Below are 25,766 nucleotides of genomic sequence, written 5' to 3'. Positions count from 1 at the left end.
GTCCCCAAAGCCAGATGACCGGCCTGACCAGGGCGGTTCGGTCGTCCCGGTGCCCGTGCTCCGCGGAGTGCCTCGCCGGGGCAGGAGCCGGCGGCGCGCCGGGGCCGCCGCCTTTACACTGTAGATCAACTTGAGGAGAACGGGGGCGCGAAGATCGCCGCGAGGCCGTACGCTCGTGCCGTGACCGAACGGCTGCCGATCTTCCCGCTGGGGGCCGTGCTCTTCCCGGGCCTGGTGCTTCCGCTGCACGTCTTCGAGGAGCGTTACCGCCTTCTCATGAGCGACCTGCTGGCCGGCGAGGAGCCGCACCGGTTCGGCGTGGTCTCGATCGAGCTCGGCCACGAGGTCGGCCCCGGTGCCGCGCGGCGGCTCGCCGCCGTCGGCTGCACCGCCGAGGTGCGCGACGTGCAGGAGCACGAGGACGGCCGGTACGAGATCGTCACGACCGGCGGGACGCGCTTCCGCGTCGAGGACGTGGACGACTCCCTCGCCTACCTGCGCGCCGACGTGACGATGCTGCCGGAGGAGGACGGGCCGGGCGCGCAGAACGCCGTCGAGCCGGTGACCGGCCAGTTCCGGCGCTACTGCGAGCGGCTCGTGGCGCACGGCGCCGAGGTCACCGACCTGGCCGACCTGCCGGAGGAGCCGCAGTCCCTGTCCTACCTCGTCGCCGCCTCGCTCGTCCTGGACCGGTCCGACAAGCAGCGCCTCCTGCAGGCGGAGCACGCCGCCGCCCGGCTCAGGCTGGAGTATGAGCTGCTGAGACGCGAGAATCTCCTGCTCGAGACCTTCCCGACCGTCCCGGCGTCGGAGTTCCTGGGCGGGGGCGTCAGCCCGAACTGAGGAGTGCCTGTTGGCAGCGAAGAAGAGCGGCGGCAAGGGCACGCCCGCGACCGTGGCGGCGACGAGCGCCGGCATCGGCTTCACCCTCCACCCGTACGAGACGACGGGCGGCGAGGAGTCCTACGGCGAGGCCGCCGCCGACGCTCTCGGCGTGCCGCACGAGCGGCTCTTCAAGACGCTCGTGGCCGAGGTCGACGGGAACCTCACCGTCGCCGTCGTGCCCGTCTCGGCCACGCTCGACCTCAAGGCGCTCGCCGGCGCGGCGGGCGGCAAGCGGGCGGCCATGGCCGACCCGGCGCACGCCGAGCGCGTCACCGGCTACGTGCGGGGCGGCATCAGCCCGCTGGGCCAGCGCAAGCGGCTGCCGACGGTCGTGGACGCCTCCGCGTCAGGGTTCCCGACGATCTACGTCTCCGCTGGGCGGCGCGGCCTCCAGGTCGAACTGGCCCCCGCCGACCTGATCCGGCTGACCGGCGCCGCCATCGCCGGCATAGCCCGCGGCCGTTCGTCCGCGTGACTCGCGGCGGGCCACGTCCAACGCCTCCAGCAGCCCGAAGACCACGAGCGCGATCAGCGGCCAGGCGATGACCACGCCCACGGCGTGCAGGTCCAGGGCGTTCTTGACGGTCGTCCCGTCGCGTGCCGTACGCAACTGGTGCTGGAAGGAGGAGCGGCCGATGAGGCTGCCCACCCACCAGGCGACCAGGCCCGCGGCCGTGCCTCCCGCGCCGAGGGCGGCGATCAGCCCGATCTCACGGAGCCGGCCGGCCACGAGGTAGGCGACGACGCCGCACAGGAGGCCCGCGAGGGCCGTCAGCACGGCGAACCAGCCGTCCGCGGCGATCAGAGTCTGACTCTCCGGATCGCCGAGGAGGGCCTTGCCTCCGGCGATCACGTACGTCGTGCGCGGCGCCACCGTGGTCCACAGCAGCCCGGCGGGAGCGCCGAGCACCGCGATCACGAGAGTCGCCGCCACTCCGATCCGAAGCTGGCCGGCCATTCCGAACTCCCCCCGCCTCTCGCTGATGATCGCAGCGTAGCGCTTGACCGATCCGGACCCGGAGCCGCTCCGCGGCACGAGCCGTCTGAGATAGTGTGCCCGCCATGTCTGGATTCAGCCCGGCGTTCGACCGGCTGGGAGCCGCGTACGCCGCGATCTCGGCCCAGCAGCAGGAGTCCCTCGGTGACTTCCTGCCCGCCGCCGACTGGAGTGCCGACCTGACCACCGGCACCTACACCCAGGGCGACGTGACGCTGAAGGTCGCCCTGCTCGGCAGTTTCGCCGAGGAGAACCGCAGCTGGCTGTGGGGCTGGGCGAACCCTCAGTTCGGCCCCGAGCACCCCGCCGTCGTCAACCCGAGCGCCGCCGGAGCACGGCTCGCGATCCCGGAGCTGACCTCGCCCGAGCTGGACCTGGCGTGGTACGACGGGCCGGCGCGCAGCGGCGGTGACATCGTCGCCATGGCCACTACCGGTCTGATCGGCTCGGCGGGCGCGATCCCCGGCACGTACGAGGGCGGCGTCGCCTACTTCGCCATCCAGGACTCGTCCGCGCCGATCCCCGGCTGGGACTCCCTGACCGCGCCCCGCATGATCACCAGTGGCCTGACGCTGTTCCCGGCCGACCACCGGCTGACGGTGTCCCGTTACTTCAGCCACCACCACCTCCCGTACACCGAGACGGAGACCTCGATCATCGCGACGCTGCCGGAGGGCGGCGCGTGCACGGCCGAGTTCGACGACGACGACCGCTTCATCTCCATGTCGATGGAGCTGTCCGCGCGCTGAGGCCGGAAAACCGTTCGACGCGACGCGCCGGTCGGCCTACCGTTCGTGTCATGTTCCACATGGCCGCCCTTCCGTCACCCGCATCGCCGGGCGTCGCGGTCATGCCCGCCGACGGCCTGCGACGCTGACCCTCCTCCGCCCCGTCCTTCGAGAACCCGCGGAGGAGGGTGGCGCGGCGGTCCCCTGTGCACCGCCTCCGGTTCTCCCCGTTTCGGAACGTCTGAGGACACGTCATGGCCAAGCGCCTGTACGCGCGCGGAAAGCCCCACATCAACATCGGCACGATGGGTCACGTCGACCACGGCAAGACCACGCTCACCGCGGCGATCACCTCGGTGCTGGCCCGGCAGGGGCTGGCCGAGGTCGTGCCGTTCGACGGCATCGACCGTGCCCCCGAGGAGCGGGACCGCGGCATCACGATCAACATCGCGCACGTCGAGTACGAGACGCCGGCCCGGCACTACGCCCACGTCGACATGCCCGGCCACGCCGACTACGTCAAGAACATGGTCACCGGCGCGGCCCAGATCGACGGGGCGATCCTGGTCGTGTCCGCGCGGGACGGCGCGATGCCGCAGACCCGTGAGCACGTCGTGCTCGCCCGGCAGGTCGGCGTACGGCACATCGTGGTCGCCCTCAACAAGGCGGACACGGCGTCGGGCTGGGGGGCGGCGGGGCCTAGTCACGGGGGTGAAGGCAACGAACTGCTGGACCTGGTCGAGCTGGAGGTGCGCGAGCTGCTGTCCCGGTACGGCTTTCCCGGGGAAGAGGTCCCGGTGGTCCGGGTGTCCGGGCTGCGGGCGCTCGAGGGCGACCCGTACTGGGTCCGGCGGATCGAGGACCTCCTCGCGGCGGTCGACGCGTACGTGCCGGTGCCGGTGCGGATGCTGGACCTGCCGTTCCTCATGCCGATCGAGAACGTCCTCACCATCACCGGCCGCGGCACGGTCGTGACCGGGGTGGTGGAGCAGGGCTCGATCCGGCTCGGGGAGCGCGTCGAGGTCGTCGGCCTGGGCGAGACGGTCGCGAGCGTGGCCACGGGCCTGGAGACGTTCGGCCAGACCATGGACCACGCCGAGGCCGGGGACGACACGGCCCTCCTGCTGCGCGGCGTACGCCGCGAGCAGGTGCGCCGGGGCCAGGTCGTGGCCGCGCCGGGGGCGACCCGGCCGCACGCGGTGTTCCGCGCCGAGGTGTACGTGCTCGGCGCGGAGGAGGGCGGCCGCAGCCGGCCGTTCTTCACCGGGTACCGCCCGCAGTTCCACATCCGGACGACGGACGTGCCGGGTGAGATCGCGATGGGCGAGGGCGGCATGGCGCTGCCCGGGGACACGGTCACGATGACGGTGTCGCTGGGCCGCGCGATCGCGCTGGACGAGGGCCTCGGCTTCGCCATCCGCGAGGGCCGCCGCACCGTCGGAGCGGGCACCGTCACCGCCCTGCTCGACTGAGACGTACGGTCCGCCGGGCCATGCCGCCCGGCGGGCCGTTCGTCAGAGGCCCATCTCGTCGATCTGCTTCAGCAGGTCGGCCCGGGTGCCCGCGGAGGAGGTCTGTACGGCGGCGCCCGTCGGCGCGGGCAGGGGCCGGGTCTCGCCGCCCTTGACCTTGCCGGCGCGGCGGTCGCGCAGGAGCCAGCCGCCCGCGATGCCGGCGGCGAAGCCGAACAGGTGGCCCTGCCAGCTGATGCCGCGGTGCGGCAGCAGCACCGTGAACTGGTACGCGAAGCACAGGGCCATGACCAGGCCGACCGCGATGTCGAGCCGGTGCCGGTCGAAGAAGCCGCGCACGATGACGTAGCCGAAGTAGCCGAAGACCACGCCGCTGGCTCCCGCCGTCACCGTGCCCTGGCCGGAGAACAGCCACGCGCCCGCGCCGCTCACCACGACGATCAGGGCGGTCAGGCTCAGGAAGCGCTTGACGCCGCGGAACGCGGCGAGGAAACCGAAGATGAACAGCGGCCCCGAGTTGCCCTCGATGTGGCCCCAGCTCAGATGCAGGAACGGCGCCGTGATGATGCCGGTGACGTCGGCGAGGTCACGCGAGTGGATGCCGTAGTGCACGCTGAGCCGGTAGTCGTCCATCCAGTTGACCACCTGCACGATCCAGATGACCGCCAGCACGCCGACCATCACCCAGAACGCCTTCACCGCCTCGGCGAGCACCGCCTCGGCGTCGAGCGGTCGCCGCCCGTCCTCGCTGCCCATGATCACCCGCGCCTCTCCGGCCGAAGCAGTCCCTCCCCGGAAAGATAGCCCGCCGGAGGCCGCGTGAGCGGATCACGCGGCCTCGTTCTCGCGAAGCGTACGGTCAGACCGAGGCGCTCCTGCGCTCGGCGCCGATGGTGCGGCGTACGGCCTCGGCGGCCCAGTCGCCCGCCGTCGCCTCCCGTACCCGCTCGCACAGCGCGCGCCAGTCGCCCGAGGTGGCGAACAACACCTTGCCGAGCCCGGCCGCCTCGGCGAGCGCGCCGAGGGCCGGCGTCCGCTCGTCGGGGGCCACGGGCGCCGTCGCGGCGACGACCACGCGCTGGTGGGCCTCCCAGAGCGCGACGATGTCGCGTACGGGGTACCAGGTCTCGGCGAACAGGCCGTAATTGCGGTGATGGTCGACCTCGACCCGGCCGTCCTGCACCATGCGGGTGAGCAGGCGTTCGGTCAGGCCGGACCCGCGCAGGCGCGTGACCCACTCCCGCGGTGTACGGGAGGAGGCCACGATCCCGGCGAGCAGTTCGTCGAGGATCGGGTCGCCGGCCGGCCGGTCGCCGGTCGCCACCAGGACGGAGTCCTCCACGGTGACATGGCCGGCCAGGCCGAGCTCGGACAGCAACGCTCCGGTGACACCGCAGTCCATCGCGGTGGGGACGATTCGGCACTTGCCACGGATGTCGTGTGCGAGGAGCAGCAGCTCCTCCGCCAGCGTCTCTGACACATTGGAGACGCTAAACGGGCCGTACGTCCTGTCGGTGAACAAAGGGCAAAGTGCGTCAGGCGGGCTCGGGGACGGGCCCCCGGCGGATCCGCGCGGAGAGCAGGGCCGCGACCAGGCAGAGCGCGCCCGCGCCGTACCAGGCGGCGGCGTAGTCGCCCAGATGGTCGCGTACGACTCCGGCGGCGACGGCCGCGATCGCCGCGCCGATCTGGTGCGAGGCGAACACCCAGCCGAAGACGATCGGGCCGGACATCCCGAAGTTCTCCCGGCAGAGCGTGACCGTCGGCGGCACGGTCGCCACCCAGTCCAGGCCGTAGAAGATGATGAACACCAGCATGCTCGGGTGGGCCGTGCGCGCGAACAGGCTCGGCAGGATGAGCAGCGAACAGCCGCGCAGCGCGTAGTAGACGCCGAGCAGGACGCGAGAGTCCATCCGGTCGGTGAGCCAGCCGGAGAAGATCGTGCCGACCACGTCGAAGACACCGACGAGGGCCAGCAGGCTCGCCGCGGTCGTCTCGGGCATTCCGTGGTCGTGCGCGGCGGGGATGAAGTGCGTGCCGACCAGCCCGTTCGTCGACGCCCCGCAGATCGCGAAGCCGCCGGCGAGCAGCCAGAACACGCGCGTCCTGGCCGCCGTGGCGAGCGAGCCGACCGCCCGCCGGGCCGCGCCGGTGCCCGTGACGCGGGGCACCGGCTCGGTGGCACCGTACGGAAGGAGCCCGACGTCCTCGGGGTGGTCGCGCAGGAGGATCACGACGAGCGGGACGACGGCGAGCGCGGAGACGCAGACCGTGACCGCCGCGGACCGCCAGCCGTACATCTCGGTCAGGCCGGCCAGCACCGGCAGGAAGACGAGCTGGCCGGCGGCGCCCCCCGCGGTCAGCACGCCGGTGACGATCCCCCGGCGCGCGACGAACCAGCGGCTGGTCACCGTGGCCACGAACACCATCGCCATCGACCCGGTGCCCAGGCCGATCAGCACGCCCCAGCAGGCGATGAGCTGCCACGGCGCGGTCATGAAGACGGTCAGCCCGCTGCCGATCGCCACGAGGACGAGCGCGCCGGCGACGACCTTCCGCATGCCGAAGCGGTCCATGAGCGCCGCCGCGAACGGCGAGGTCAGGCCGTACAGGACGAGGTTGACCGAGACGGCGGAGGAGATCGTGCCGCGCGGCCAGCCGAACTCGTCGCGGAGCGGGTCGATCAGGACGCCGGGGGTGGCGCGGAACCCGGCGGCGCCCACCAGGGCCACGAGGGCGACGGCCGCCACGATCCAGGCGCGGTGCGGGCGCACCGGGGTCTTGCGCGGGGCGTCGGGGAGTGTCGCTGTCACAAACACCGATCCTCGGACATTCCCGTCGTACGGTACGAGTGGCCGGAAAGCCATCATCTGAAATAATCGGGCCATGGCTCATGAGATCGTCGTCCTCGCGCTGAACGACGTCGTGGCGTTCGACCTGGGCGTACCCGCGCAGATCTTCGGCGCGGCGCGCGACGGGGAGGGCCGCCGGCTCTATCGGGTGCGCACGTGCACCCCGGACGGCGGGCCCGTACGGACGTCGGGCGGCTTCCAGGCGATGCCCGGCTACGGGCCCTCGGCACTCGCCGAGGCCGACACGGTGGTCGTGGCAGGCGTCCACGACGGCGCGGCGATGACCTCGGGCACGCTGGAGCCCTCCGTGGCCGCGGCCCTGGCCGCACGGCGACCGGACGCGCGGCTGATGTCGATCTGCACGGGCGCGTTCGTCCTGGCCGCCGCGGGCGCGCTGGAGGGCCGCCGGGCGGCGACGCACTGGCTGCACGCGGACCGGTTCCGCGCGCTCTACCCTCGCGTACGGCTCGACGCCGACGTGCTGTTCGTGGACGACGGCGACGTGCTGACGTCGGCGGGCGTGGGCGCGGGGATCGACCTGTGCCTGCACGTGATCCGCCGCGACCACGGCAGCGAGGTGGCCAACCGCGCGGCACGCCGCTCGGTGGTCCCGCCATGGCGCGACGGGGGCCAGTCGCAGTTCATCGAACGCCCCCTGCCCGAGCCGACGGGCACCTCGACCGCGCCGACGCGCGCCTGGGTGCTGGCCAACCTGCACGAGCCCCTGGGCCTGCCGCGGCTGGCGAGGGAGGCGGGGATGAGCGTACGGACGTTCACGCGAAGGTTCCGGGAGGAGACGGGGGTCAGCCCGGCACAGTGGCTGCTGCGCCAGCGGATCGAGGAGGCCCGCCGCCTGCTGGAGACGACGGACCTGCCGATCGACCGCGTGGCCGAGCGAGCGGGCTTCGGCACGGCCACCTCGATGCGACAGCACCTGCACACCGCCGTGGGCGTCTCCCCGACGACCTACCGCCGAACCTTCGGCCGCACCGCCTGACCCGGCCGCGGACATGGGGATGGCGCACCCCGTCATCCACCGCGCGACCGAGGCGCGCCATGATCGCCTTATCGGGACGTGGCTCGCCGCCTGCGAAGTCGAGCGGTGGACGTGCAGGTGGGAGAGGGCCGGCGACGGAAGCTTGCCGGCGTTGCGTACGCCAGGGTCGCGCCTGGATCGCCGAGGTGGGCGGGAAGACGGCCGACGCCGCCTCGCTCGGCCGCCCGGACGAGGACCTGTGGCACCGGGAGGACGGACCGGCGCTGTACGCCCACGAGATGATCGTCGCCCGCCGCCGTGTGGGCGCGGGATCGGCCGCCTCGTCCTCGGCCGGGCCGCCGACCAGGCCGCACGGCACGGCTGTCCGTGGCACCGGGCCGGCCGGCCCCGGGCCGAGGGGCTACTTACTACCCGCCCGCGTCCGCGTCGAGCCGTCTCCGGCGCGTCAGGCCCGCGTCCCGGCTGGGCCGGGGCGCGATGGCCGCCGGGTGAAAAGCCGGACTCCGGCGGCGGGCCGCGTGTGGGTCAGACCAGGCAGGCGGGGCCGAGGAGTTGTTTCAGGTCGCCCATCAGTGCCGGGGAGGCGGTCACGCGGAGGCGGTCGTCCAGGCGGACGACCGTCGTGCGGGGGCCGTTCTGCAACTGCAGGTGGACCTCGGTCTGGCCCGGGTGGGTGCCGAGGACCTCCTTCAGCCGCTCGACGATCGGCGGGGTCACGCGGGTGACCGGGAGGGACACCGTCAGCGGGCGGCCGGTGTCGGCGACCGTCAGGTCCGGCTGGGTGACCTCCATCGCGATCAGTTTCGCGGTGTCCTCGCGCTTGTCGAGGCGGGCCTTGACGACCAGGATCGCGTCCTCGGCCAGCAGGGTCGAGCACAGCTGGTACGCCGACGGGAAGATCATCAGCTCGATCGCGCCCTCGAGGTCCTCCAGGACGGTGAGGGCCCAGGAGTCGCCCTTCTTGGTGACCTTGCGCTGCAGGCCCGAGACCAGGCCGCCGACGGTGACGATCTGGCCGTCCGGGCGTTCGTCGGCGGTCAGGGCGGCGATGGAGCAGTCGACGTTGGCCGACAGGATGTGTTCGATGCCCAGCAGCGGGTGGTCCGAGACGTACAGGCCGAGCATCTCGCGCTCGAAGGCCAGCAGGGTCGTCTTGTCCCACTCCCCCTCCGGGATGGCGACGTCGAAGCTCGTGTCGACCACGTCCTCGGCGCCGCCGAACAGGGAGTCCTGCCCGATCGCCTCGTTGCGCTTGATGTCGATGATCGCGTCGATGGCGGCCTCGTGCACCATCACGAGGCTCTTGCGCTCGTGGCCGAGGTCGTCGAAGGCGCCCGCCTTGACCAGCGACTCGACCACGCGCTTGTTGCAGACCTGGGGCGGCACCTTGCGCAGGAAGTCCTGGAAGTCGGTGAAGCGCTCCTTCTCGCGCCGCGCCGCGATGATCGCCTCGACGACGTTGCCGCCGACGTTGCGGATCGCGGTCAGGCCGAACAGGATCTCGGTGTCGCCCTTCGGGGTGAAGTCCGCGTCGGACTCGTTGACGTCCGGCGGCAGCACCTTGATGCCCATGCGGCGGCACTCGTTGAGGTAGAGCGCGCTCTTGTCCTTGTCGTCCTTGACCGAGGTGAGCAGCGCCGCCATGTACTCGGCGGCGTAGTTGGACTTGAGGTAGGCGGTCCAGTAGGAGACCAGGCCGTATCCGGCGGTGTGCGCCTTGTTGAAGGCGTAGTCGGAGAAGGGCAGCAGGATGTCCCACAGCGCCTTGATCGCGTCGGCGGGATAGCCGTTCTCCTGCATGCCGGACTCGAACGTGGCGTACTGCTTGTCCAGCTCCGACTTCTTCTTCTTGCCCATCGCGCGGCGCAGCAGGTCGGCCTGGCCGAGGCTGTAGCCCGCGACCTTCTGCGCGATCGCCATGACCTGCTCCTGATAGACGATCAGGCCGTGGGTCGTGCCGAGGATCTCCTTGAGGGGCTCTTCGAGCTCCTTGTGGATCGGCGTGATCGGCTGCTGGCCGTTCTTGCGCAGCGCGTAGTTGGTGTGGGAGTTGGCGCCCATCGGGCCGGGCCGGTACAGCGCGAGGGCGGCGGAGATGTCCTCGAAGTTGTCCGGGCGCATCAGCCGCAGCAGCGAGCGCATGCCGCCGCCGTCGAGCTGGAAGATGCCGAGCGTGTCGCCGCGCGCCAGCAGTTCGTACGCCTTGCGGTTGTCCAGCGGGAGTTCGAGGAGGTCGATGTCCTCGCCCTTGTTGAGCTTGATGGCCTTGAGGCAGTCCTGCATGATCGTGAGGTTGCGCAGGCCCAGGAAGTCCATCTTCAGCAGGCCGAGCGTCTCGCAGGTCGGGTAGTCGAACTGCGTGATGATCACGCCGTCGCTGTCGCGGCGCATGATCGGTATGTGGTCGGTCAGTGGCTCGGCGGACATGATCACGCCGGCGGCGTGCACGCCGGTCTGGCGGATCAGGCCCTCCAGGCCCCGCGCCAGGTCCATGATCTGCTTGACGTCGGTCTCTTCGTCGTACAGTTTCCGCAGCTCACCGGCCTCGCCGTAGCGCGGGTGCTTGCTGTCGAAGATGCCCGACAGCGGGATGTCCTTGCCCATCACCGCGGGCGGGAATGCCTTGGAGATCTTGTCGCCGAGGGCGTACGGGAAGCCGAGGACGCGACCGGCGTCCTTGATCGCGGCCTTCGCCTTGATGGTGCCGAAGGTGGCGATCATGGAGACCTTGTCGGCGCCCCACTTCTCGGTGACGTAGCGGATGGCGTCGGCCCGCCCGCGTTCGTCGAAGTCCACGTCGATGTCGGGCATGGACACGCGGTCGGGATTGAGGAACCGCTCGAAGATCAGCCCGTGGGGCAGCGGGTCGAGGTCGGTGATGCCCATCGCGTACGCGACGAGGGAGCCGGCCGCCGAGCCACGGCCCGGGCCCACCGCGACGCCGTTGTTCTTGGCCCACATGATGAAATCGGCGACCACGAGGAAGTAGGAGGGGAACCCCATCTGGCAGATGACGTCCATCTCGTACTCGGCCTGCTTGCGGTGCTCGTCGTCGAAGCCGTCACGGAAGCGCCGGTCCATGCCGAGCCAGACCTCTTTGCGGAACCACGACTCTTCGGTCTCGCCCTCGGGGACCGGGAAACGCGGCATGAGGTTGCGGAACTCGAACATGCCGGACGGGTCGACCTTCTCGGCCACCAGCAGCGTGTTGCGGCAGCCCTCGGCCCAGATGTCGGAGCTGTCGATCGCCCGCATCTCGTCGGCGGTCTTGAGGTAGTAGCCCGAGCCGCCGAACTTGAAGCGGTTGGGGTCGGCGAGCTGCTTGCCGGTCTGGATGCACAGCAGCGCGTCGTGCGCGGCGGACTCGGCCTCGCGCGTGTAGTGCGAGTCGTTGGTGACGACCGGGGGGATGGCGAGCTTCTTGCTGATCTCGACGAGCCCGTCGCGTACGCGGCGCTCGATGTCGAGGTCGTGGTACATCAGCTCGAGGAAGTAGTTCTCCTTGCCGAAGACGTCCTGGTATTTGGCGGCCGCCTTGAGCGCCTCGTCGAACTGGCCGAGCCGCAGCCGGGTCTGCACCTCACCGGACGGGCAGCCGGTGGTGGCCATCAGGCCGGCCGAGTGCTCCTCGAGGAGCTCGAAGTCCATGCGCGCCCACTTGCGCACGAAGCCCTCGGTGTAGGCGCGGCTGGTCAGCTTGAAGAGGTTGTGCAGGCCGACCTTGTCGCGGGCCCAGATCGTCTTGTGGGTGTAGTGGCCGCCACCGGAGACGTCGTCGCTCTTCTGGCTGGGCTCGCCCCAGCGGACGGGCTGCTTGACGTAGCGCGAGGTGGGCGCGACGTAGGCCTCGATGCCGATGATCGGGGTGACCTCGGCGGCGGTCGCCTGCCGGTAGAAGTCGTACGCGCCGTGCGTGTTGCCGTGGTCGGTCATGGCCACCGCGGGCATGCCCTGTTTGCCGACCTCGGCGAACATCTCTTTGAGACGGGCCGCCCCGTCGAGCATCGAGTACTCGGTGTGCACGTGTAGATGCACGAACGAGTCACCCATGCGCGTGCGCCTCCTTCAGGCATGCGGCACCCACACGTGCCGGGGGCACGCGTCGGCGTCGAAGGTTTTTTCGTCTCTTTTGGCTACCGGTCGCACGGCGGCCCCATGAGCCTAACGGGTCCCTGCTGACAGTTCGGGGCCCGACACTCAAGATGTCCGAAAGACCCCGCTCCCAGGCATGATCGCACGTGTGACGACCCGTACACACTCCGGCGTCTTGTATGGTCAGGCCGGTACTCGGGCATCAAGACAGTCCGATGAAGGCAGGCGACCGGAGGGCGGGCGTGTCGAGGACGTTGGATCCGCCGGGCACGCTCGCGGGCGAGGGCGATGAGGGCGATGAGGGCTACGCCACGTCCCTGAGCGGCCGCCAGGTCAAGATGATCGCGATCGGCGGCGCCATCGGCGTCGGCCTGTTCCTCGGCGCCGGCGGAAAGCTCGCCGCGGACGGTCCCGGACTGATCTTCTCCTACGCCGTCTGCGGCGTCGCGGCCTTCTTCGTGATGCGGGCGCTCGGCGAACTCGTACTGCACCGCCCCACCGCGGGCAGCTTCGTCTCGTACGCGCGGGAGTTCATCGGCCCCTGGGCGGGCTTCACCAGCGGCTGGCTCTACTGGCTCAACTGGGCCATGACCGGCGTGGCGGAGACGACCGCGATCGGCATCTACGTGCACCGCTGGCTGCCCGGCGTGCCGCAGTGGGTGACCGCCCTGACCGCGCTCGTCGTCCTGCTCGCCGTGAACCTCCTGTCCGTACGGCTCTTCGGTGAGCTGGAGTTCTGGTTCTCGGTGATCAAGGTGCTCGCCATCGTGACGTTCCTGTTCGTCGGGATCGGCCTCGTGCTGACCGGCGCGGGCGTCGGCCACGCGCACGCCGGACCGCACAACCTGACCTCCCACGGCGGCCTGCTGCCGCACGGGCTGCCGGTGGTGCTGATGAGCCTGCAGGCCGTGGTCTTCGCCTACTCCGGCATCGAGATGGTCGGCATCGCGGCCGGCGAGACCCAGCACCCGCGCCGCGTGCTGCCCCGGGCGATCAACGGCGTGGTCTGGCGGATCGGGGTGTTCTACGTCGGCTCGGTGGTGCTGCTGGTCATGGTGCTGCCGTGGACCGCCTACAACGGCGGGGAGAGCCCGTTCGTGACGGTCTTCTCCCGGCTCGGCGTGCCCGGCGCCGGCGACATCATGAACGCCGTCGTGCTCACCGCGGCCCTCTCCTCCTGCAACTCCGGCCTGTACGCCACCGGCCGCGTGATGCGCGCCCTGTCCCTGCGGCGCGAGGCGCCGGAGTTCGTCGGGCGGATGAACGACCGGCACGTCCCGTACGGCGGGATCCTGTTCACCGCGGTCGTGCTGATGCTGGGCGTCGCGCTCAACTACGCGGTGCCGAAGATGGCCTTCGACATCGCCACGTCGGTCTCCTCGCTCGGCGTCGTCGCGGTGTGGGCGACGCTCGTCTACTGCCAGCTCCGGCTCCGCGCGGCCGCCCGCCGGGGCGAGATGACCCGGCCCTCCTTCCGCATGCCCGGCGCCCCGGTCACGAACTGGGTCACTCTCGGCTTCCTCGCCGTCGTCGTCGGCCTGATGGCCTTCTCCGACGACGCCAACCAGATCGCGTTCTGGTCCCTGCCCGTGGTGCTCGTGGTGCTGTTCGCGGGCTGGCGGGCCGTACGGCGGCGGCTCGCCTGAGCCCTTCCTCACGCGCGTGACAGGTCGTGCTCCTCCGACGCCTGCAGGCCCGCCTCGATGACGGCGCCCATGATGCGGGCGATGCGGTCGGGGCCGAGCCGGGGCGCGCGGGCGGCCATCGCCTCGACGATCCGGCGCTCGCGGCCGAGGTCGCGCCCGGCGAACCCGCCGACCGGCTTCAGCCGCTGGACGACCCCGGCCAGGCCCGCCCGGCGTTCGAGGAGGGTGGCGAGCGCCGCGTCGACCCGGTCGATCGCGGCCCGCGCGTCCTCGATCGTCTCGGGCGTCTCGTCGCGCAGGAGCGGCGCGAGCATGGCGGCCTTGGCGCGTACCTCGGCGACCTCTTCCGGTGCGGCGTCCTCCCCCAGCAGCAGGCCGCGCGCGCCGGCGGTGAGGGCGGCCAGGGCGAGCGCGGGCTCGGCCGAGACGTCCACGAGGACCGGCCACCGGCGGCCGGCCTCCCGTACGAGGGACAGGTCGATCGTGGGGTGCGGCAGGTGGGTACGGCTGCCGGTCTCGCACAGGACGACCTCGTGGTTGCCCTCCGCGACGCAGTACTCCGCCGCCGACAGCCACTCCTCCAGGGTCGCGGCCGGAGCGCGCTGGACGACGACGGGCCGGCCCGTACGGGCGACGGCGCGCAGGAGCTGGTAGTCCTGCATCCAGGCGGCGCCGACCACGACGCCGTCGGCGTGCGCCGCGATGGCCGGCAGGTCCAGGGCGGAGAACGGCTCGACCAGCAGCGGGCCGTCGTACGCCGCGCGCAGCCTCGTCAGCTCGGTGGCGGCGTCCACGCGGCCGTGCCGGTGGCGCAGGCTCGTCATGGCCACGTCGGGCGCCGCGCCGGGACCGGCGACGATCACGGCGGTGTCCTGGTCGGTCAGGTCCATCGGGGTGCTCCCTCCGGGCGGTGCCCTCCGGGAGCCGCCCACATTCGTTCGTGGAGAACGCGAAAGGCAGAGCCCGTGGGGGGCTCTGCCTCTGCCGGCTCGGGTGGTGGTCGTCGTCAGCGCGCGGCGACCGGCTCGCCCGGAGCCGGCGTCGTAAACGCGAAATAGCGACGATCCATGCGTTCGATGGTAGCCGCCGCGACGGGCGGCGTGCCAACTTCCGGAATGCGGCGTCTCACATCGCGGACGGCATGTCTGTTTTGCGGGTTATAGGCTCACTGGGGTGGACGGGGAAGTGGCGCACTACCGCAGGCATCCGACGGAGCCCGGGGTCGACCTGCTGAGCGCCCGCTACGTCACCCACCGCTACTCGCGGCACGCGCACGCGACGTACACGATCGGGCTGATCGAGTCCGGCGTCGAGGAGTTCGAGCACGCCGGGAGCCTGCTTCGGGCGGCGCGCGGCCAGGTCGTGATCCTGAACCCGGAGGTCGTGCACACAGGGCACGCGGGCGTGCCGGAGGGCTGGCGGTACCGCGTCCTCTACCCGGCGGTGGACGTCGTACGGGAGGTCGCGGACGAACTGGGCGCGCCGCGCGGGACGCCGTACTTCCCCTCCACCATCGTGGACGACCCCGCGGCGGCGCGGCTGCTGCGGACGGTGCACGCGAGCGTGGCGCGGGGCGACGCCCTGGCGTCGTCGTCGGCGCTGCGAACGGCGCTGGCCGCGATCCTGGGCCGGCACGGTGCTCCGCCGGGCCGTACGGGGGCCGGCGGCATCGCTCCCCCGGCGGTGCGCGCGGCCCGCGACCTGCTGCACGAGCGGCTGACCGCGCCGCCGTCGCTGGAGGAGCTCGCCGAGGCGGTCGGCGCCGGCCCGTTCGCACTGCTGCGGGCCTTCCGCGCGGCGTACGGCCTGCCGCCGCACGCGTACCTGACGAACCTCCGCGTCCAGCGGGCCCGCGAGCTCCTGGACGCGGGCCTGCGCCCGGCCGAGGTCGCGGCCCGGACCGGCTTCACCGACCAGCCGCACCTGACCCGCCATTTCAAACGCGTCGTCGGCGTACCCCCGGGCGCCTACCTCCTCGGCCGCACCGCCTGAGAGGACCTCCGGCAGCCCCGCGGAGGCGGGCCGTTCGGTGCAATTTCGTGCAAGACACCCCTGGCCGGGCGTTCCTAGGGTCGGGGTATGGATTCGACGCTGACACGATCGGCGGTGCGGGACGGGCTGGGAGTCGGGTTCGCGGTCGGGCTGTCCGGGGTGGCGTTCGGGGCCGCCGCGGTCGCGGCCGGGCTCGGGGTGCCGCAGGCGTGCGCGCTCAGCCTGCTGGCGTTCTCCGGGGCCTCGCAGTTCGCGCTGATCGGCGTGGTCGCGGGCGGGGGCGACCTCATCGCCGGCGCCGTCGGGGCGGTCCTGCTCGGCGGGCGCAACGGGCTGTACGGGCTGCGCCTGGCCGAGACGCTGCGCGTACGCGGCCTGCGGCGGCTGCTCACCGCGCACCTCGTCATCGACGAGACCACGGCCGTGGCGACCGCCCAGCCCGGCCCTCCGCAGGCGCGGGCGGGGTTCTGGGCCACCGCGATCAGCCTCTTCACCGTCTGGAACCTCTCGACCCTCGGCGGCGCGATCGGCGCCTCACGACTGGGCGACCCGCGGACGTACGGGCTGGACGTGGTCGGGCCGGCGGCGTTCCTCGGCCTGCTGTGGCCCCGGCTGGCGGGCGCCGCCGAGCGGCGGGTCGCCGTCCTCGCCGCCGTCGTGGCGATCGCGACCACGCCCCTGCTCCCGCCCGGCCTCCCCGTGATGCTCACCGCCCTGGCCGCGCTCGCCGGCCTCATCCGGCGCCCCGCCGATACGCCGCAGGACCCCGGCGAACCGGCCCCCGAACCCGCCCTCACCGCCCCAGAGAACCGCTCATGACGGGTCCCACGCGGGCCGGATCCTCCGGCCCGGCCTCTCCAGGCGCCGGCCTCGACCCGCGCCCGGACCCGCCTCGCCTCACCCATGACCCGCCGCGCCCGTACGGCCGCCGTACCGCCCGGGGCGCCGCCCGGCCCGGCTCCCGGGAAGGGCGCCGGCCCGTCCGCCGAGGACCGGCCGTGATTCGCCGCGGCTTCCGCACGACCGACCCGCGGACCATCCGTGATCAAGGAGGCAGGGACGTATGACCGTCTGGATCGCCGTCGTCGCGACCGGGATCGGCTGTTACGGGCTCAAGCTCGCCGGGCTCGTCGTGCCCCAGCGGGTGCTCGGCGACCCCCGGGTCCGGCGGTTCAGCGAACTCGTGCCGGTCGCGCTCCTCACCGCGCTCATCGCCGTGCAGGCCCTGGCGAACGGCCGTGCCCTCGAACTCGACGCGCCCCGCCTCGCCGGAATGGCCGCAGCCGTCATCGCGCTTCTTCTCCGTGCACCCTTTCTCGTCATCCTGCTCGCCGCGGCGGTCGTGACGGCCGGGCTCCGCCTGTCCGGGCTCTGAGAGACCCCTGACAGAACCGGTCACGACCATGGCCGAAGCCGAACACCTCGGACGACCGCTTCAACGTAACCCGGCCCGGCCAGTGCGGCGAGAGCCTCTCCCGCCGGACCTGCGGCCACGTCTTCTACGTCACCAACGCACCCGCTCCCCGACCGGTCGTTCGAGACGCCCTGGAGTCCACCCTCCAGCAGCTTCTGGTCAGCCCGGCGTACCGGCAGGTCAGCGGCGCCCTGAGGTCGGGGCTGCGGGAGACCTGGGACGAGGACGTGCTCTGCTACACGGCGGAGTACGACGGGACTGTCGCCATAGCGGTCTTCGCCGTGGCGCCGCGGCACTACCTCCCCGAAGAGGTGCTCGTCGAAGGGTCGACGGAGTCCACGCTCCTCGTGAGCGCCTGAGGCCGGTTCGGAGGGGCGGCCCCGGGGCCGCCCCTCCTCCCCCGTCAGCTCACCTCGAAGATCTCAAAACGCTCGGCCATCGCGTCGAAGAGGGCCTCGTCCTCCCCGGGTACGGCCGAGCCCAGGGCCAGGCAGAAGTACACGCCGTTCCCGGCGACGAAGTACTCCCGTACGGCCCACATCCGGCCGGCGTCGTGCCGGGCGCAGTCCAGGCGCATCCCGGCCCGCCCGCCGAGCCGGACGCCGGTGCTCTCGAAGTCCGTGAAGCCGGCGTTGCCGAGCGAGGTGGTCACCTGCTCGATGAGCTCCTCGGCCGTACGCCCGGGCCTCGTCGGCCCCCGGAACACGACGACGCTGCGCCGGCGGTCGGCCTGGTCACCGAACCGGGCCGTCTCCCAGGGGGAGTTCTTCAGGTTCGGCGGCCGCTCGTCCCAGTCGTGCGGGACGTGGACGGCGTAGCCGAAGTCGGGTTTCTCGATGCGCTGCCACTTCACGGGCTGCTCCTTCGCTTCCCTGAGGTGCCTGAGGGCAGCGGTGTAGGACTCGCCCGTACGGCGAGCGCGGTCGCGTACGCGACGCTTGAAGTGTCTGTTCGCTGTCATCAGGCCCTCGGAAACCACGGAACTCGGCCCCCGGCGAGGAGCCCGTGGCGGGCGGATGACCAGCGATCCGGGAAGACCAGTCCCCTTTGCCTCCGCCGGGCGGCCCTGCCGGGGAGGGCCGAAGGAGGTTGGGCGGTGGATCAACGCCTGCCGGGAGAATACCGGCCCCGCCGCCCGCCGGCCAGCGCGGGCCGCACGTTCTAGGGGCGTCGCGTCTCAGGGCCGATGCCGGGCATGACCGCGGCGACGAGATCGTCGGCGAAGCCGTCCGGGACCTCGATCCCGGTCGCGGCGCCGCCGCGGAGCAGGGGCGGCAGGACGACCTCGTGGCAGGCACCGATGATCAACGTGGCGGCCATGTCGGGGTCGGCGTGCGGGGCGAGGTCGCGTTCGGCGCGGAGGTAGGCCGCGAGGCGGGCAGGATGCCGGTGTGCAGCGCCAGCCCGTGGGCGATGTACGCGCGCAGGTTGTCCTCCACGCCGCCCGTGCCCGCCTGTTCGGGCAGGTCGCCCAGCGAGCGCTCGACGGAGCGTACGTGGGCGTGCAGCGCCTGGGCGAGGAGGTCCTCCTTGTCCGCGAAGTGGTTGTAGAGCACCCCGTCGGCGACCCGCGCCTCACGGGCGATGTCGCACACGGTGAGCCCGGCGGTCCCCCGCCGCGCCATGAGGGCCTCGGCGGAGGCGATCAGATGATCACGCAGACTCAGGTCGCCGCCGCGCAGGACGGACGCTCTTCTCGGTGACATCACGTCAGATCGTAGTGAACCTCTCACACTCTGTACTCCGTCCACGGCGAACGAGGTGAGCGCGCCCCGCGGAGTCCTGCGCCCCCTGAGCGGCCTCGCCGTCCGGGTGACGGCGTCATGGGTGGATGGCGCCGGTCAGCCGGCCTGCGCCGCGTGGGTGTACGCTCGCCCGCCGCGCCGAGGCCGGACGAACCGGCGGCCTGCCTACGACTCGTCGGCCGCGACCTCGAGAGCGTGCGCCAGATCGTCCGGGTACGGGCTCTCGAACTCCACCCATCGCCCGTCGCCGGGATGCTCGAACCCGAGACGTACGGCGTGCAGCCACTGCCGCTTCAGCCCGAGCCGTGCCGCAAGCGTCGGGTCGGCCCCGTACGCGAGGTCGCCCGCGCACGGATGGTGCACGGCGGACATGTGCACCCGGATCTGGTGCGTACGGCCGGTCTCCAGCTTGATGTCGAGCAGGCTGACCGCGCGGAACGCCTCGATGGCGTCGTAGTGGGTCACCGACGGACGGCCGCCCGCGACGACCGCCCAGCGCCCGTCGCCGGAGGGGTGCCGGTCGATCGGGGCGTCGATCGTGCCCCGCAGCGGGTCCGGCAGGCCCTGGACGAGGGCGTGGTAGCGCTTGTCGACGGTGCGTTCCTTGAAGGCGCGCTTGAGCAGGGAGTAGGCGGCCTCGCTCTTGGCCACGACCATCGCGCCGGTGGTGTTGGCGTCGAGACGGTGGACGATGCCCTGGCGCTCGGCGGCGCCGCTGGTGGCGAGCGTGTGGCCGGCGCCGAGCAGCCCTTCCAGCACGGTGGGGCCGGTCCAGCCGGGGGTCGGGTGGGCGGCGACGCCGATCGGTTTGTCGATCACGACGATGTCGTCGTCCTCGTACAGGATCGACATGCCGGGTACCGGCTCCGGGCGGGCCACCGGGGCCGACGGCGGGGCGGGCAGGGTCACCTCGAGCCAGGACCCCGCCTGCATGCGGTCGGACTTGGCGCCGGCCTGGCCGTCGACGAGCACGTCGCCGGCGGCGATGACCTCGGCCGCGCGGGTGCGCGAGAGACCGAAAAGGCGTGCGAGCGCGGCGTCGAGGCGCTCGCCTTCGAGCCCGTCGGGTACGGGCAGACTGCGATGCTCGGCCATCAGCGTTTGGCGTCCGGCCTGGAGCCGTCGCTCTGGTCCTCGTCGGCGGCAGGCTCAGGCTGCTCGCCGTCGCGCTGCACCGTGCCGTCCACCTGCAGCCCGCGTGAGGCCAGCAGGACGGCCAGGATGCCGCCGCAGACGATCGAGGCGTCGGCCAGGTTGAACACCGGCCAGTGCGGCAGCTCGATCCAGTCGACCACGTGCCCGCGGAACACGCCGGGCGCGCGGAACATCCGGTCGGCGAGGTTGCCCAAGGCGCCGCCGAGCAGCAGGCCGAGCGAGACCGCCCATGGCAGGCTGCGCAGCTTACGGGCGTAGCGGAGGATCGCCACCACCACGCCCGCCGCGATGACCGTGAAGACCAGCGTCACGCCGGCGCCGGTGCCGATGTTGAAGGCGGCGCCGCTGTTGCGGAGCTCCGTCAGTGTGAGCAGGCCGCCGAGCAGATCGACGGTCCGGTCCGGCAACGTGGCCACCACGATCATCTTGGTGACCACGTCGAGCGCCAGAGCCGCCGTCGCGATCGCGACGAGCACGCCGATCCGCCGCGGGCGTAGGCCGCCGTCTTGCCCTGAGTTCATGGCGTCGCTTAGCGACGCTCCTCTCTCTGTTTGCATATCACGCATAGGGTCGCACGTGGAAAGGCCTGCAGGCGCGCCTTCCCGATCGGCTGACCGCACGACTCGCACACACCATATGTGCCCTGGCCGATCCGGTCGACCGCGCGCTCGTTCTGAGCGAGCAGGTCACGCGCGTTGTAGGTGAGCGCCATCTCCTGCTCGCGCTCGAACGTCTTGGCCCCCGCGTCGGCCTGGTCGTCTCCCGCGCCTTCGGCCGCGTCGTTCATCCTCTCGGCGATCTGGGACTCCGCCGCCGCGATCTCGTTTCGCAGGTCGACCATCTCGAGTTCGAGCCGGTCGCGTACGTCGGCGAGCTCGCCGGCCGTCCAGTGACCTTCCCCCTGGCGGACCGGCAACCGCTTCGCGGTCGCCGGGGAGATCTTTCGCCCCGTCGTGGACGCGCGCCGTGTTCCGGAGCGGGTCGCACGCGGCGCCTCAGCCGTGGGATTCCTATCCTTCGGGCCGGCAGTGCCGTCCATAGTCGGGCCCCCCTTGCGCCGATCATCTCTGGCAGTGCGGGAAGCATAGGTCGCGGTTCCGCGAGACGGCAAATGACCAGGTCTTGTAACACGCCGCATATGTCCTAATACACCTGGTTAGCAACCTGGCCGTGGCCGCCGGCTTACCCAAACTTGACCCTGGGCCGCCGCCCAAACCACCGCGAACGAAGTTGAAACACCCCGGTTTCGGACAGATCATCCGACCCTTCCGGTCGTGACCCGGCATCGGAATCGGGAAGAACTCATGGGCCGCCGTACGTTATCGTCGCTATCGGCAAGGCGTTGATGGGGACACCTGCCGCCGTACGCAGCCTTGAGCGACCCGGAGACGGTGTGAGTCCGGGGGCGTGCCCGGCGGTCCGATCACCCCATAGCCGCCGGCAGAACGGCCGTAACGGCCCAGTAGACCCGGCAGCCGAGCGCAATGAGCGGGTCGTCTCCTCCTGGGGGACGGCCAAGGAGGGTGGTACCGCGGGGCTGACCGCCTCGTCCCTCCGGTCCACGTCGAATTCCGTGACGCCGGAGGTGCCGTATGCCCGACGAGATGCCCGCCGAGCCGCAGCCGCGCAGGATGCGTGCCCTGCCCGCCCAGGTCGACCTGCCCGGCCTCGAACGCGAGGTGCTGCGCCGCTGGGATGAGGGCAAGGTCTTCGAACGCTCCCTCGAGCAGACCGCCGACGGCGACCCGTGGGTGTTCTACGAGGGGCCGCCGACCGCGAACGGCATGCCCGGCGTCCACCACGTCGAGGCCCGCGTGTTCAAGGACCTCTTCCCGCGGTTCAAGACCATGAAGGGCCTCAGCGTCCGCCGCAAGGCCGGCTGGGACTGCCACGGCCTGCCCGTCGAGGTGGCCGTCGAGCGGGAGCTCGGCCTGTCCGGCAAGAAGGACATCGAGGCGTACGGCGTCGCGGAGTTCAACCGGCGCTGCCGCGAGTCGGTGCTCCGCCACGTCGACGCCTTCGAGGCGATGACCGAGCGCATGGGCTACTGGGTCGACCTTGACCAGGCGTACCGCACCATGGACCCGGAGTACGTCGAGTCCGTCTGGTGGTCGCTCAAGGTCATCTTCGACAAGGGCCTGCTCGTACGCGACCACCGCATCAGCCCGTACTGCCCGCGCTGCGGCACCCCGCTGTCCGACCACGAGCTCGGCCAGCCGGGCGGCTACGAGACCGTGACGGACCCGTCGGTGACCGTACGGTTCCCCCTCGCCGAGGGCCCGCTCGAGGGCACCGACCTGCTCGTGTGGACCACCACCCCGTGGACCCTCGTCTCCAACACCGCCATCGCGGTGCACCCCGACGTCACGTACGTCGTCGCGGCGCGCTCGGGCGAGCCCGGCCGCGTCGTCGTCGCCGAGCCGCTGTTCGCCCGCGTCCTCGGCGAGGGCTGGCACATCGTCTCCCGGCACGCCGGGTCCGAGCTGGCCGGCACCGCCTACCGGCGCCCGTTCGACCTCGTGGAGATCCCGGACGCCCACCGCGTGCTGACCGCGGACTTCGTCACCACCGAGGACGGCACGGGCCTGGTCCACCTGGCGCCCGCGTTCGGCGCCGACGACTTCGCCGCCACCCGGGCCGCCGGGATGCCGGTCGTGAACCCCATCAAGCCCGACGGCCGGTTCGACCTGCCGGTGCCGCTCGTCGGCGGGATGTTCTTCCGCGACGCCAACCCGCCGCTCATCGACGACCTGAAGGAGCGGGACCTGCTGTTCCGCTCCGAGGCGTACGAGCACAGCTACCCGCACTGCTGGCGGTGCCACACGCCGCTCCTCTACTACGCGCTGCCCGCCTGGTACATCAAGACGACCGCGATCAAGGACCAGCTCCTCGCGGAGAACGACCGCACCAGCTGGTTCCCCGAGACGATCAAGGAGGGCCGGTACGGCGAGTGGCTGCGGAACAACGTCGACTGGTCGCTGTCGCGCAGCCGCTACTGGGGCACTCCCCTGCCGCTGTGGCTGTGCGAGGAGGATCACGCCACCTGCGTCGGGTCGCTCAAGGAGCTCGGTGAGCTGGCCGGCCAGGACCTGAGCGCGCTCGACCCGCACCGGCCCTTCGTCGACGACGTCACCTTCCCCTGCCCGCAGTGCGAGGGCGAGGCGCGGCGCGTGCCCGACGTGATCGACGCCTGGTACGACTCCGGCTCGATGCCGTTCGCCCAGTGGGGCGCGCCGCACCGGCGGAACGACACGTTCGAGAGCTCCTACCCCGCGCAGTACATCTGCGAGGCGATCGACCAGACCCGCGGCTGGTTCTACTCCCTCATGGCCGTGGGCACGCTCGTCTTCGACCGCTCCTCGTACGAGAACGTCCTGTGCCTCGGGCTGCTCCTCGCCGAGGACGGCCGCAAGATGAGCAAGCACCTCGGCAACGTCCTGGAGCCGATCCCGCTGATGGACAAGCACGGCGCCGACGCGCTGCGCTGGTACATGGCGGCGGCCGGGCAGCCGTGGGCGGCCCGCCGCGTCGGCGACGCGGCGCTGGAGGAGATCGTCCGCAAGATCCTGCTGACGTACTGGAACACCGTGTCGTTCTTCGTCCTGTACGCCAACGCGTCGGGCTGGACGCCGGGTACGGCGGCTCCCGCGGAGCGGCCGCTGCTGGACCGGTGGGTGCTCGCCGAGCTGCACCGGACCGTACGCGAGGTGGACACCGCGCTGGAGGGTTTCGACACGACGGCCGCCGGGCGGCGGCTCGCCGAGTTCATCGACGACCTGTCCAACTGGTACGTCCGCCGCTCCCGCCGCCGCTTCTGGGAGGGCCCGGAGGGCGGGGCCGCGAACGCCTCGGCCTTCGCGACCCTGTACGAGTGCCTGGAGACGCTGACCCGGCTCATGGCGCCGATCGCGCCGTTCCTCACCGACTACGTGTGGGACGTCCTGCGGCTCCCGGACGCGCCGGACTCGGTGCACCTCGCGGCGTGGCCGTCGGTGGACGAGGCGCTGCTCGACCCTTCTCTCACCGAGCAGATGGCGCTCGTACGGCGGCTGGTCGAGCTGGGCCGCGCCGCGCGGGCCTCCTCGGGCGTACGCACGCGGCAGCCGCTCGGCCGGGCCCTGGTCGGCGCGGCCGGATGGGGGTCGCTGCCTGACGAGCTGCGCGACCAGATCGCCGACGAGCTGAACGTCCAGGGGTTCGACACGCTCGCCTCGATCGGCGGAGACCTCGTCGAGTACGTCGTGAAGCCGAACTTCCGCGAGCTCGGCAAGCGCTTCGGCAAGCAGACCCCGAAGGTCGCCCAGGCGATCACCTCCGCCGAGCCGTCCGCGCTCACCCACGCCCTGCGCGACGGCGGTACGGCGACGGTCGAGGCGGCCGAGGTCGGCAAGGTCGAGCTGGCCCCGGGTGACGTGATCGTCACCGAGCGGCCGCGCAGCGGCTGGGCGGTGGAGAGCGCCGCAGGCGAGACGGTCGGGCTGGACCTGACCGTGACGCCGTCGTTGCGCCGCGCCGGGCTGGTGCGCGAGGTGATCCGCCTGGTGCAGGACGCCCGCAAGAACACCGGCCTGGACATCACCGACCGGATCGAGCTGTGGTGGCACACCACCGACGCCGACCTGGACGAGGCGCTGGCCGAGCACGGCGCCGAGGTGGCGGGCGAGGTGCTCGCCGACACCTGGCACGACGAGGAGCCGGAGGAGGACCTGCCCGCCAACCGCGACGAGGACCTGCGGCTGACCTTCTGGCTGCGCCGGTCGTCGTGAACGCGCGATCCCGGCGGGGCCGTCGTCGCCTCGCCGGGATCGTCCGTACGGAACGTTGGCTGTGCCTGTTCCGTACGGAATGATGCGTGTGTGGACCTTTCAGAGAGGCCGGCCGAGCCCGACCCCGCGCGTATGCGCGCCTCCGACGCCGACCGCGATCGGGTGGCCGACCAACTACGCGAGGCCCTGGCCGAGGGGCGGCTGACCGCCGACGAGCACGCCGAGCGCCTCGACGCCGCCTACCAGGCGAAGACGTACGCCGAACTCGCCCCGATCGTGCACGACCTGCCCGCGACGGGCGGCACCCCGGCACCGGCCACCGCGCCGCCCGTACGCGACGACCTGCCCCCGCCGGAGTCCGGCGCGCCGAACATCGTGGCCGTCTTCAGCGGCGCCGAACGCCGCGGACGCTGGCTGATCGAACCGGAGACCAACGTGGTCGCCGTGTGCGGCGGGGTCGAACTCGACCTCCGGCAGGCGGTCCTCTCGCGACGGGAGGTCACGATCAACATCGTCGCGGTGATGGGCGGCGTCAACATGATCCTGCCCCCGGGCGTACGGGTGACCAACTCGATCTCGGCCATCTTCGGCGGCACGTCGTTGCCGTCGGACGACACGCTCGACCCGGAGGCGCCGGTGATCCGGCTGACGGGCTTCGCGCTGTTCGGCGGCGTGAGTGTGGAACGCCGTGGCGCGGACGAGTCCTCGAGGGCTCGTGGCCACGGGCGGCTGCACGAGGAGCAGCGGCGCATCCACCGCGAGTTCCGTGACAAGCAGCGCGAGGTCCAGCGCGAGTTCCGCGACCAGCAACGCGAACTCCGCCGCCGCCACCGCGGCTGACCCCTGACGCGCGCCGCCCGCCGCGGAGGAGATGGCGAGGGGCCTGCGGGCAGGCGTCACCCGAACAGCCCGCGGCCCTGCCGGGAAGGGTTGTTCTCAGGCCGGCCGGCGATGTCTTTGATGAGGGACGGTCGGGGGGTGGCCCCACTCGCACTCGGCGAGACGGCGGGCGGTCCAGCGACTCC

Annotated in this window: 23 protein-coding genes; 12 read left to right on the top strand and 11 right to left on the bottom strand. The window is 71.9% G+C overall.

The genetic code is table 11. The features are described 5' to 3' along the window. Positions 1-180 precede the first annotated feature (180 nt). The 4 genes from QWU11_RS00195 (at position 181) to tuf (ending at position 4,082) form a co-directional block, all read left to right on the top strand. On the top strand, positions 181-843 hold the full coding sequence (locus QWU11_RS00195; protein WP_290102869.1) for an LON peptidase substrate-binding domain-containing protein: 663 nt from the start codon (positions 181-183) through the stop codon (positions 841-843). Positions 844-853: 10 nt separating this feature from the next. Continuing rightward, entirely contained in the window at positions 854-1,360 is a 507-nt protein-coding gene (gene ybaK / locus QWU11_RS00190) for a Cys-tRNA(Pro) deacylase (RefSeq protein ID WP_290102868.1), read from the top strand. A 587-nt stretch (positions 1,361-1,947) separates the two neighbouring features. Beyond that, entirely contained in the window at positions 1,948-2,631 is a 684-nt protein-coding gene (locus QWU11_RS00185) for a DUF6882 domain-containing protein (protein WP_290102867.1), read from the top strand. Between the two features lie 233 nt (positions 2,632-2,864). Next, positions 2,865-4,082 carry an elongation factor Tu gene (tuf, locus tag QWU11_RS00180; protein ID WP_290102866.1) on the top strand — a complete coding sequence of 406 codons (1,218 nt, stop codon included), beginning with the start codon at positions 2,865-2,867 and terminating at the stop codon, positions 4,080-4,082. A gap of 42 nt (positions 4,083-4,124) precedes the next feature. Here the strand turns inward: tuf and QWU11_RS00175 are convergent, their stop codons facing one another. The 3 genes from QWU11_RS00175 to QWU11_RS00165 all read right to left on the bottom strand — a co-directional run bounded on the left by QWU11_RS00175 (position 4,125) and on the right by QWU11_RS00165 (position 6,895). Then, positions 4,125-4,838: a rhomboid family intramembrane serine protease gene (locus QWU11_RS00175; protein ID WP_290102865.1), complete on the bottom strand. Its 714-nt coding sequence runs from the start codon at positions 4,836-4,838 to the stop codon at positions 4,125-4,127. 103 nt (positions 4,839-4,941) lie between these two features. Then, entirely contained in the window at positions 4,942-5,562 is a 621-nt protein-coding gene (locus QWU11_RS00170; protein ID WP_290102864.1) for a GPP34 family phosphoprotein, read from the bottom strand. 55 nt (positions 5,563-5,617) lie between these two features. Further along, complete coding sequence (locus tag QWU11_RS00165; RefSeq protein WP_290102863.1) at positions 5,618-6,895, bottom strand: MFS transporter; 1,278 nt, start codon at positions 6,893-6,895, stop codon at positions 5,618-5,620. A 73-nt stretch (positions 6,896-6,968) separates the two neighbouring features. On the opposite strand from QWU11_RS00165, the gene QWU11_RS00160 reads away from it, so the two are divergent. After that, on the top strand, positions 6,969-7,931 hold the full coding sequence (locus QWU11_RS00160; RefSeq protein WP_290102862.1) for a helix-turn-helix domain-containing protein: 963 nt from the start codon (positions 6,969-6,971) through the stop codon (positions 7,929-7,931). Positions 7,932-8,456: 525 nt separating this feature from the next. Here the strand turns inward: QWU11_RS00160 and dnaE are convergent. Beyond that, entirely contained in the window at positions 8,457-11,981 is a 3,525-nt protein-coding gene (gene dnaE / locus QWU11_RS00155; RefSeq protein WP_290102861.1) for a DNA polymerase III subunit alpha, read from the bottom strand. Positions 11,982-12,265: 284 nt separating this feature from the next. Between dnaE and QWU11_RS00150 the strand changes: the two genes are divergently transcribed. Next, a complete protein-coding gene (locus QWU11_RS00150) occupies positions 12,266-13,669 on the top strand; it encodes an amino acid permease (RefSeq protein WP_290102859.1) in 1,404 nt (467 codons plus the stop codon). Between the two features lie 8 nt (positions 13,670-13,677). On the opposite strand, the gene QWU11_RS47150 is transcribed toward QWU11_RS00150, so the two are convergent. After that, positions 13,678-14,559, bottom strand: a complete 882-nt coding sequence (locus tag QWU11_RS47150) for a chorismate mutase (protein ID WP_354670792.1) — start codon at positions 14,557-14,559, stop codon at positions 13,678-13,680. Between the two features lie 283 nt (positions 14,560-14,842). Between QWU11_RS47150 and QWU11_RS00135 the strand changes: the two genes are divergently transcribed. From QWU11_RS00135 to QWU11_RS00120, 4 genes are all read left to right on the top strand, one after another. Next, positions 14,843-15,661: an AraC family transcriptional regulator gene (locus tag QWU11_RS00135; protein ID WP_290102858.1), complete on the top strand. Its 819-nt coding sequence runs from the start codon at positions 14,843-14,845 to the stop codon at positions 15,659-15,661. Between the two features lie 87 nt (positions 15,662-15,748). Further along, positions 15,749-16,480: an AzlC family ABC transporter permease gene (locus QWU11_RS00130; RefSeq protein ID WP_290102857.1), complete on the top strand. Its 732-nt coding sequence runs from the start codon at positions 15,749-15,751 to the stop codon at positions 16,478-16,480. 244 nt (positions 16,481-16,724) lie between these two features. Next, positions 16,725-17,036 carry an AzlD domain-containing protein gene (locus QWU11_RS00125; RefSeq protein WP_290102856.1) on the top strand — a complete coding sequence of 104 codons (312 nt, stop codon included), beginning with the start codon at positions 16,725-16,727 and terminating at the stop codon, positions 17,034-17,036. A 266-nt stretch (positions 17,037-17,302) separates the two neighbouring features. Continuing rightward, on the top strand, positions 17,303-17,434 hold the full coding sequence (locus QWU11_RS00120; RefSeq protein WP_290102855.1) for a hypothetical protein: 132 nt from the start codon (positions 17,303-17,305) through the stop codon (positions 17,432-17,434). A 44-nt stretch (positions 17,435-17,478) separates the two neighbouring features. Here the strand turns inward: QWU11_RS00120 and QWU11_RS00115 are convergent, their stop codons facing one another. The 6 genes from QWU11_RS00115 to QWU11_RS00090 all read right to left on the bottom strand — a co-directional run bounded on the left by QWU11_RS00115 (position 17,479) and on the right by QWU11_RS00090 (position 20,891). After that, a complete protein-coding gene (locus tag QWU11_RS00115) occupies positions 17,479-17,928 on the bottom strand; it encodes a hypothetical protein (RefSeq protein ID WP_290102853.1) in 450 nt (149 codons plus the stop codon). A gap of 308 nt (positions 17,929-18,236) precedes the next feature. Next, the gene (locus QWU11_RS00110) at positions 18,237-18,395 is read right to left on the bottom strand and encodes a hypothetical protein (protein ID WP_290102851.1); all 159 of its coding nucleotides are present in this window, start codon (positions 18,393-18,395) and stop codon (positions 18,237-18,239) included. Next, positions 18,380-18,781 carry a helix-turn-helix domain-containing protein gene (locus QWU11_RS00105; RefSeq protein WP_290102849.1) on the bottom strand — a complete coding sequence of 134 codons (402 nt, stop codon included), beginning with the start codon at positions 18,779-18,781 and terminating at the stop codon, positions 18,380-18,382. Before QWU11_RS00105 ends, QWU11_RS00110 begins: the two co-directional genes overlap by 16 nt. Before the next feature lie 204 nt (positions 18,782-18,985). Then, positions 18,986-19,915, bottom strand: a complete 930-nt coding sequence (locus QWU11_RS00100; RefSeq protein ID WP_290102848.1) for an RluA family pseudouridine synthase — start codon at positions 19,913-19,915, stop codon at positions 18,986-18,988. Then, positions 19,915-20,496, bottom strand: coding sequence for a signal peptidase II (gene lspA / locus QWU11_RS00095; RefSeq protein ID WP_290102847.1), 582 nt, complete (start codon positions 20,494-20,496; stop codon positions 19,915-19,917). Before lspA ends, QWU11_RS00100 begins: the two co-directional genes overlap by 1 nt. Before the next feature lie 8 nt (positions 20,497-20,504). Next, the gene (locus tag QWU11_RS00090) at positions 20,505-20,891 is read right to left on the bottom strand and encodes a TraR/DksA family transcriptional regulator (protein ID WP_354670791.1); all 387 of its coding nucleotides are present in this window, start codon (positions 20,889-20,891) and stop codon (positions 20,505-20,507) included. 676 nt (positions 20,892-21,567) lie between these two features. On the opposite strand from QWU11_RS00090, the gene ileS reads away from it, so the two are divergent. Both ileS and QWU11_RS00080 read left to right on the top strand, forming a co-directional pair. Continuing rightward, positions 21,568-24,741: an isoleucine--tRNA ligase gene (gene ileS, locus QWU11_RS00085; protein ID WP_290102846.1), complete on the top strand. Its 3,174-nt coding sequence runs from the start codon at positions 21,568-21,570 to the stop codon at positions 24,739-24,741. Positions 24,742-24,831: 90 nt separating this feature from the next. After that, positions 24,832-25,581, top strand: a complete 750-nt coding sequence (locus QWU11_RS00080; RefSeq protein WP_354670790.1) for a DUF1707 domain-containing protein — start codon at positions 24,832-24,834, stop codon at positions 25,579-25,581. Positions 25,582-25,766: the final 185 nt, after the last annotated feature.

The organism is Actinomadura sp. DC4, from assembly GCF_030406325.1.
Classification (GTDB): Bacteria; Actinomycetota; Actinomycetes; order Streptosporangiales; family Streptosporangiaceae; genus Actinoallomurus.
This window is presented reverse-complemented; position numbering and strand designations above follow the sequence as displayed.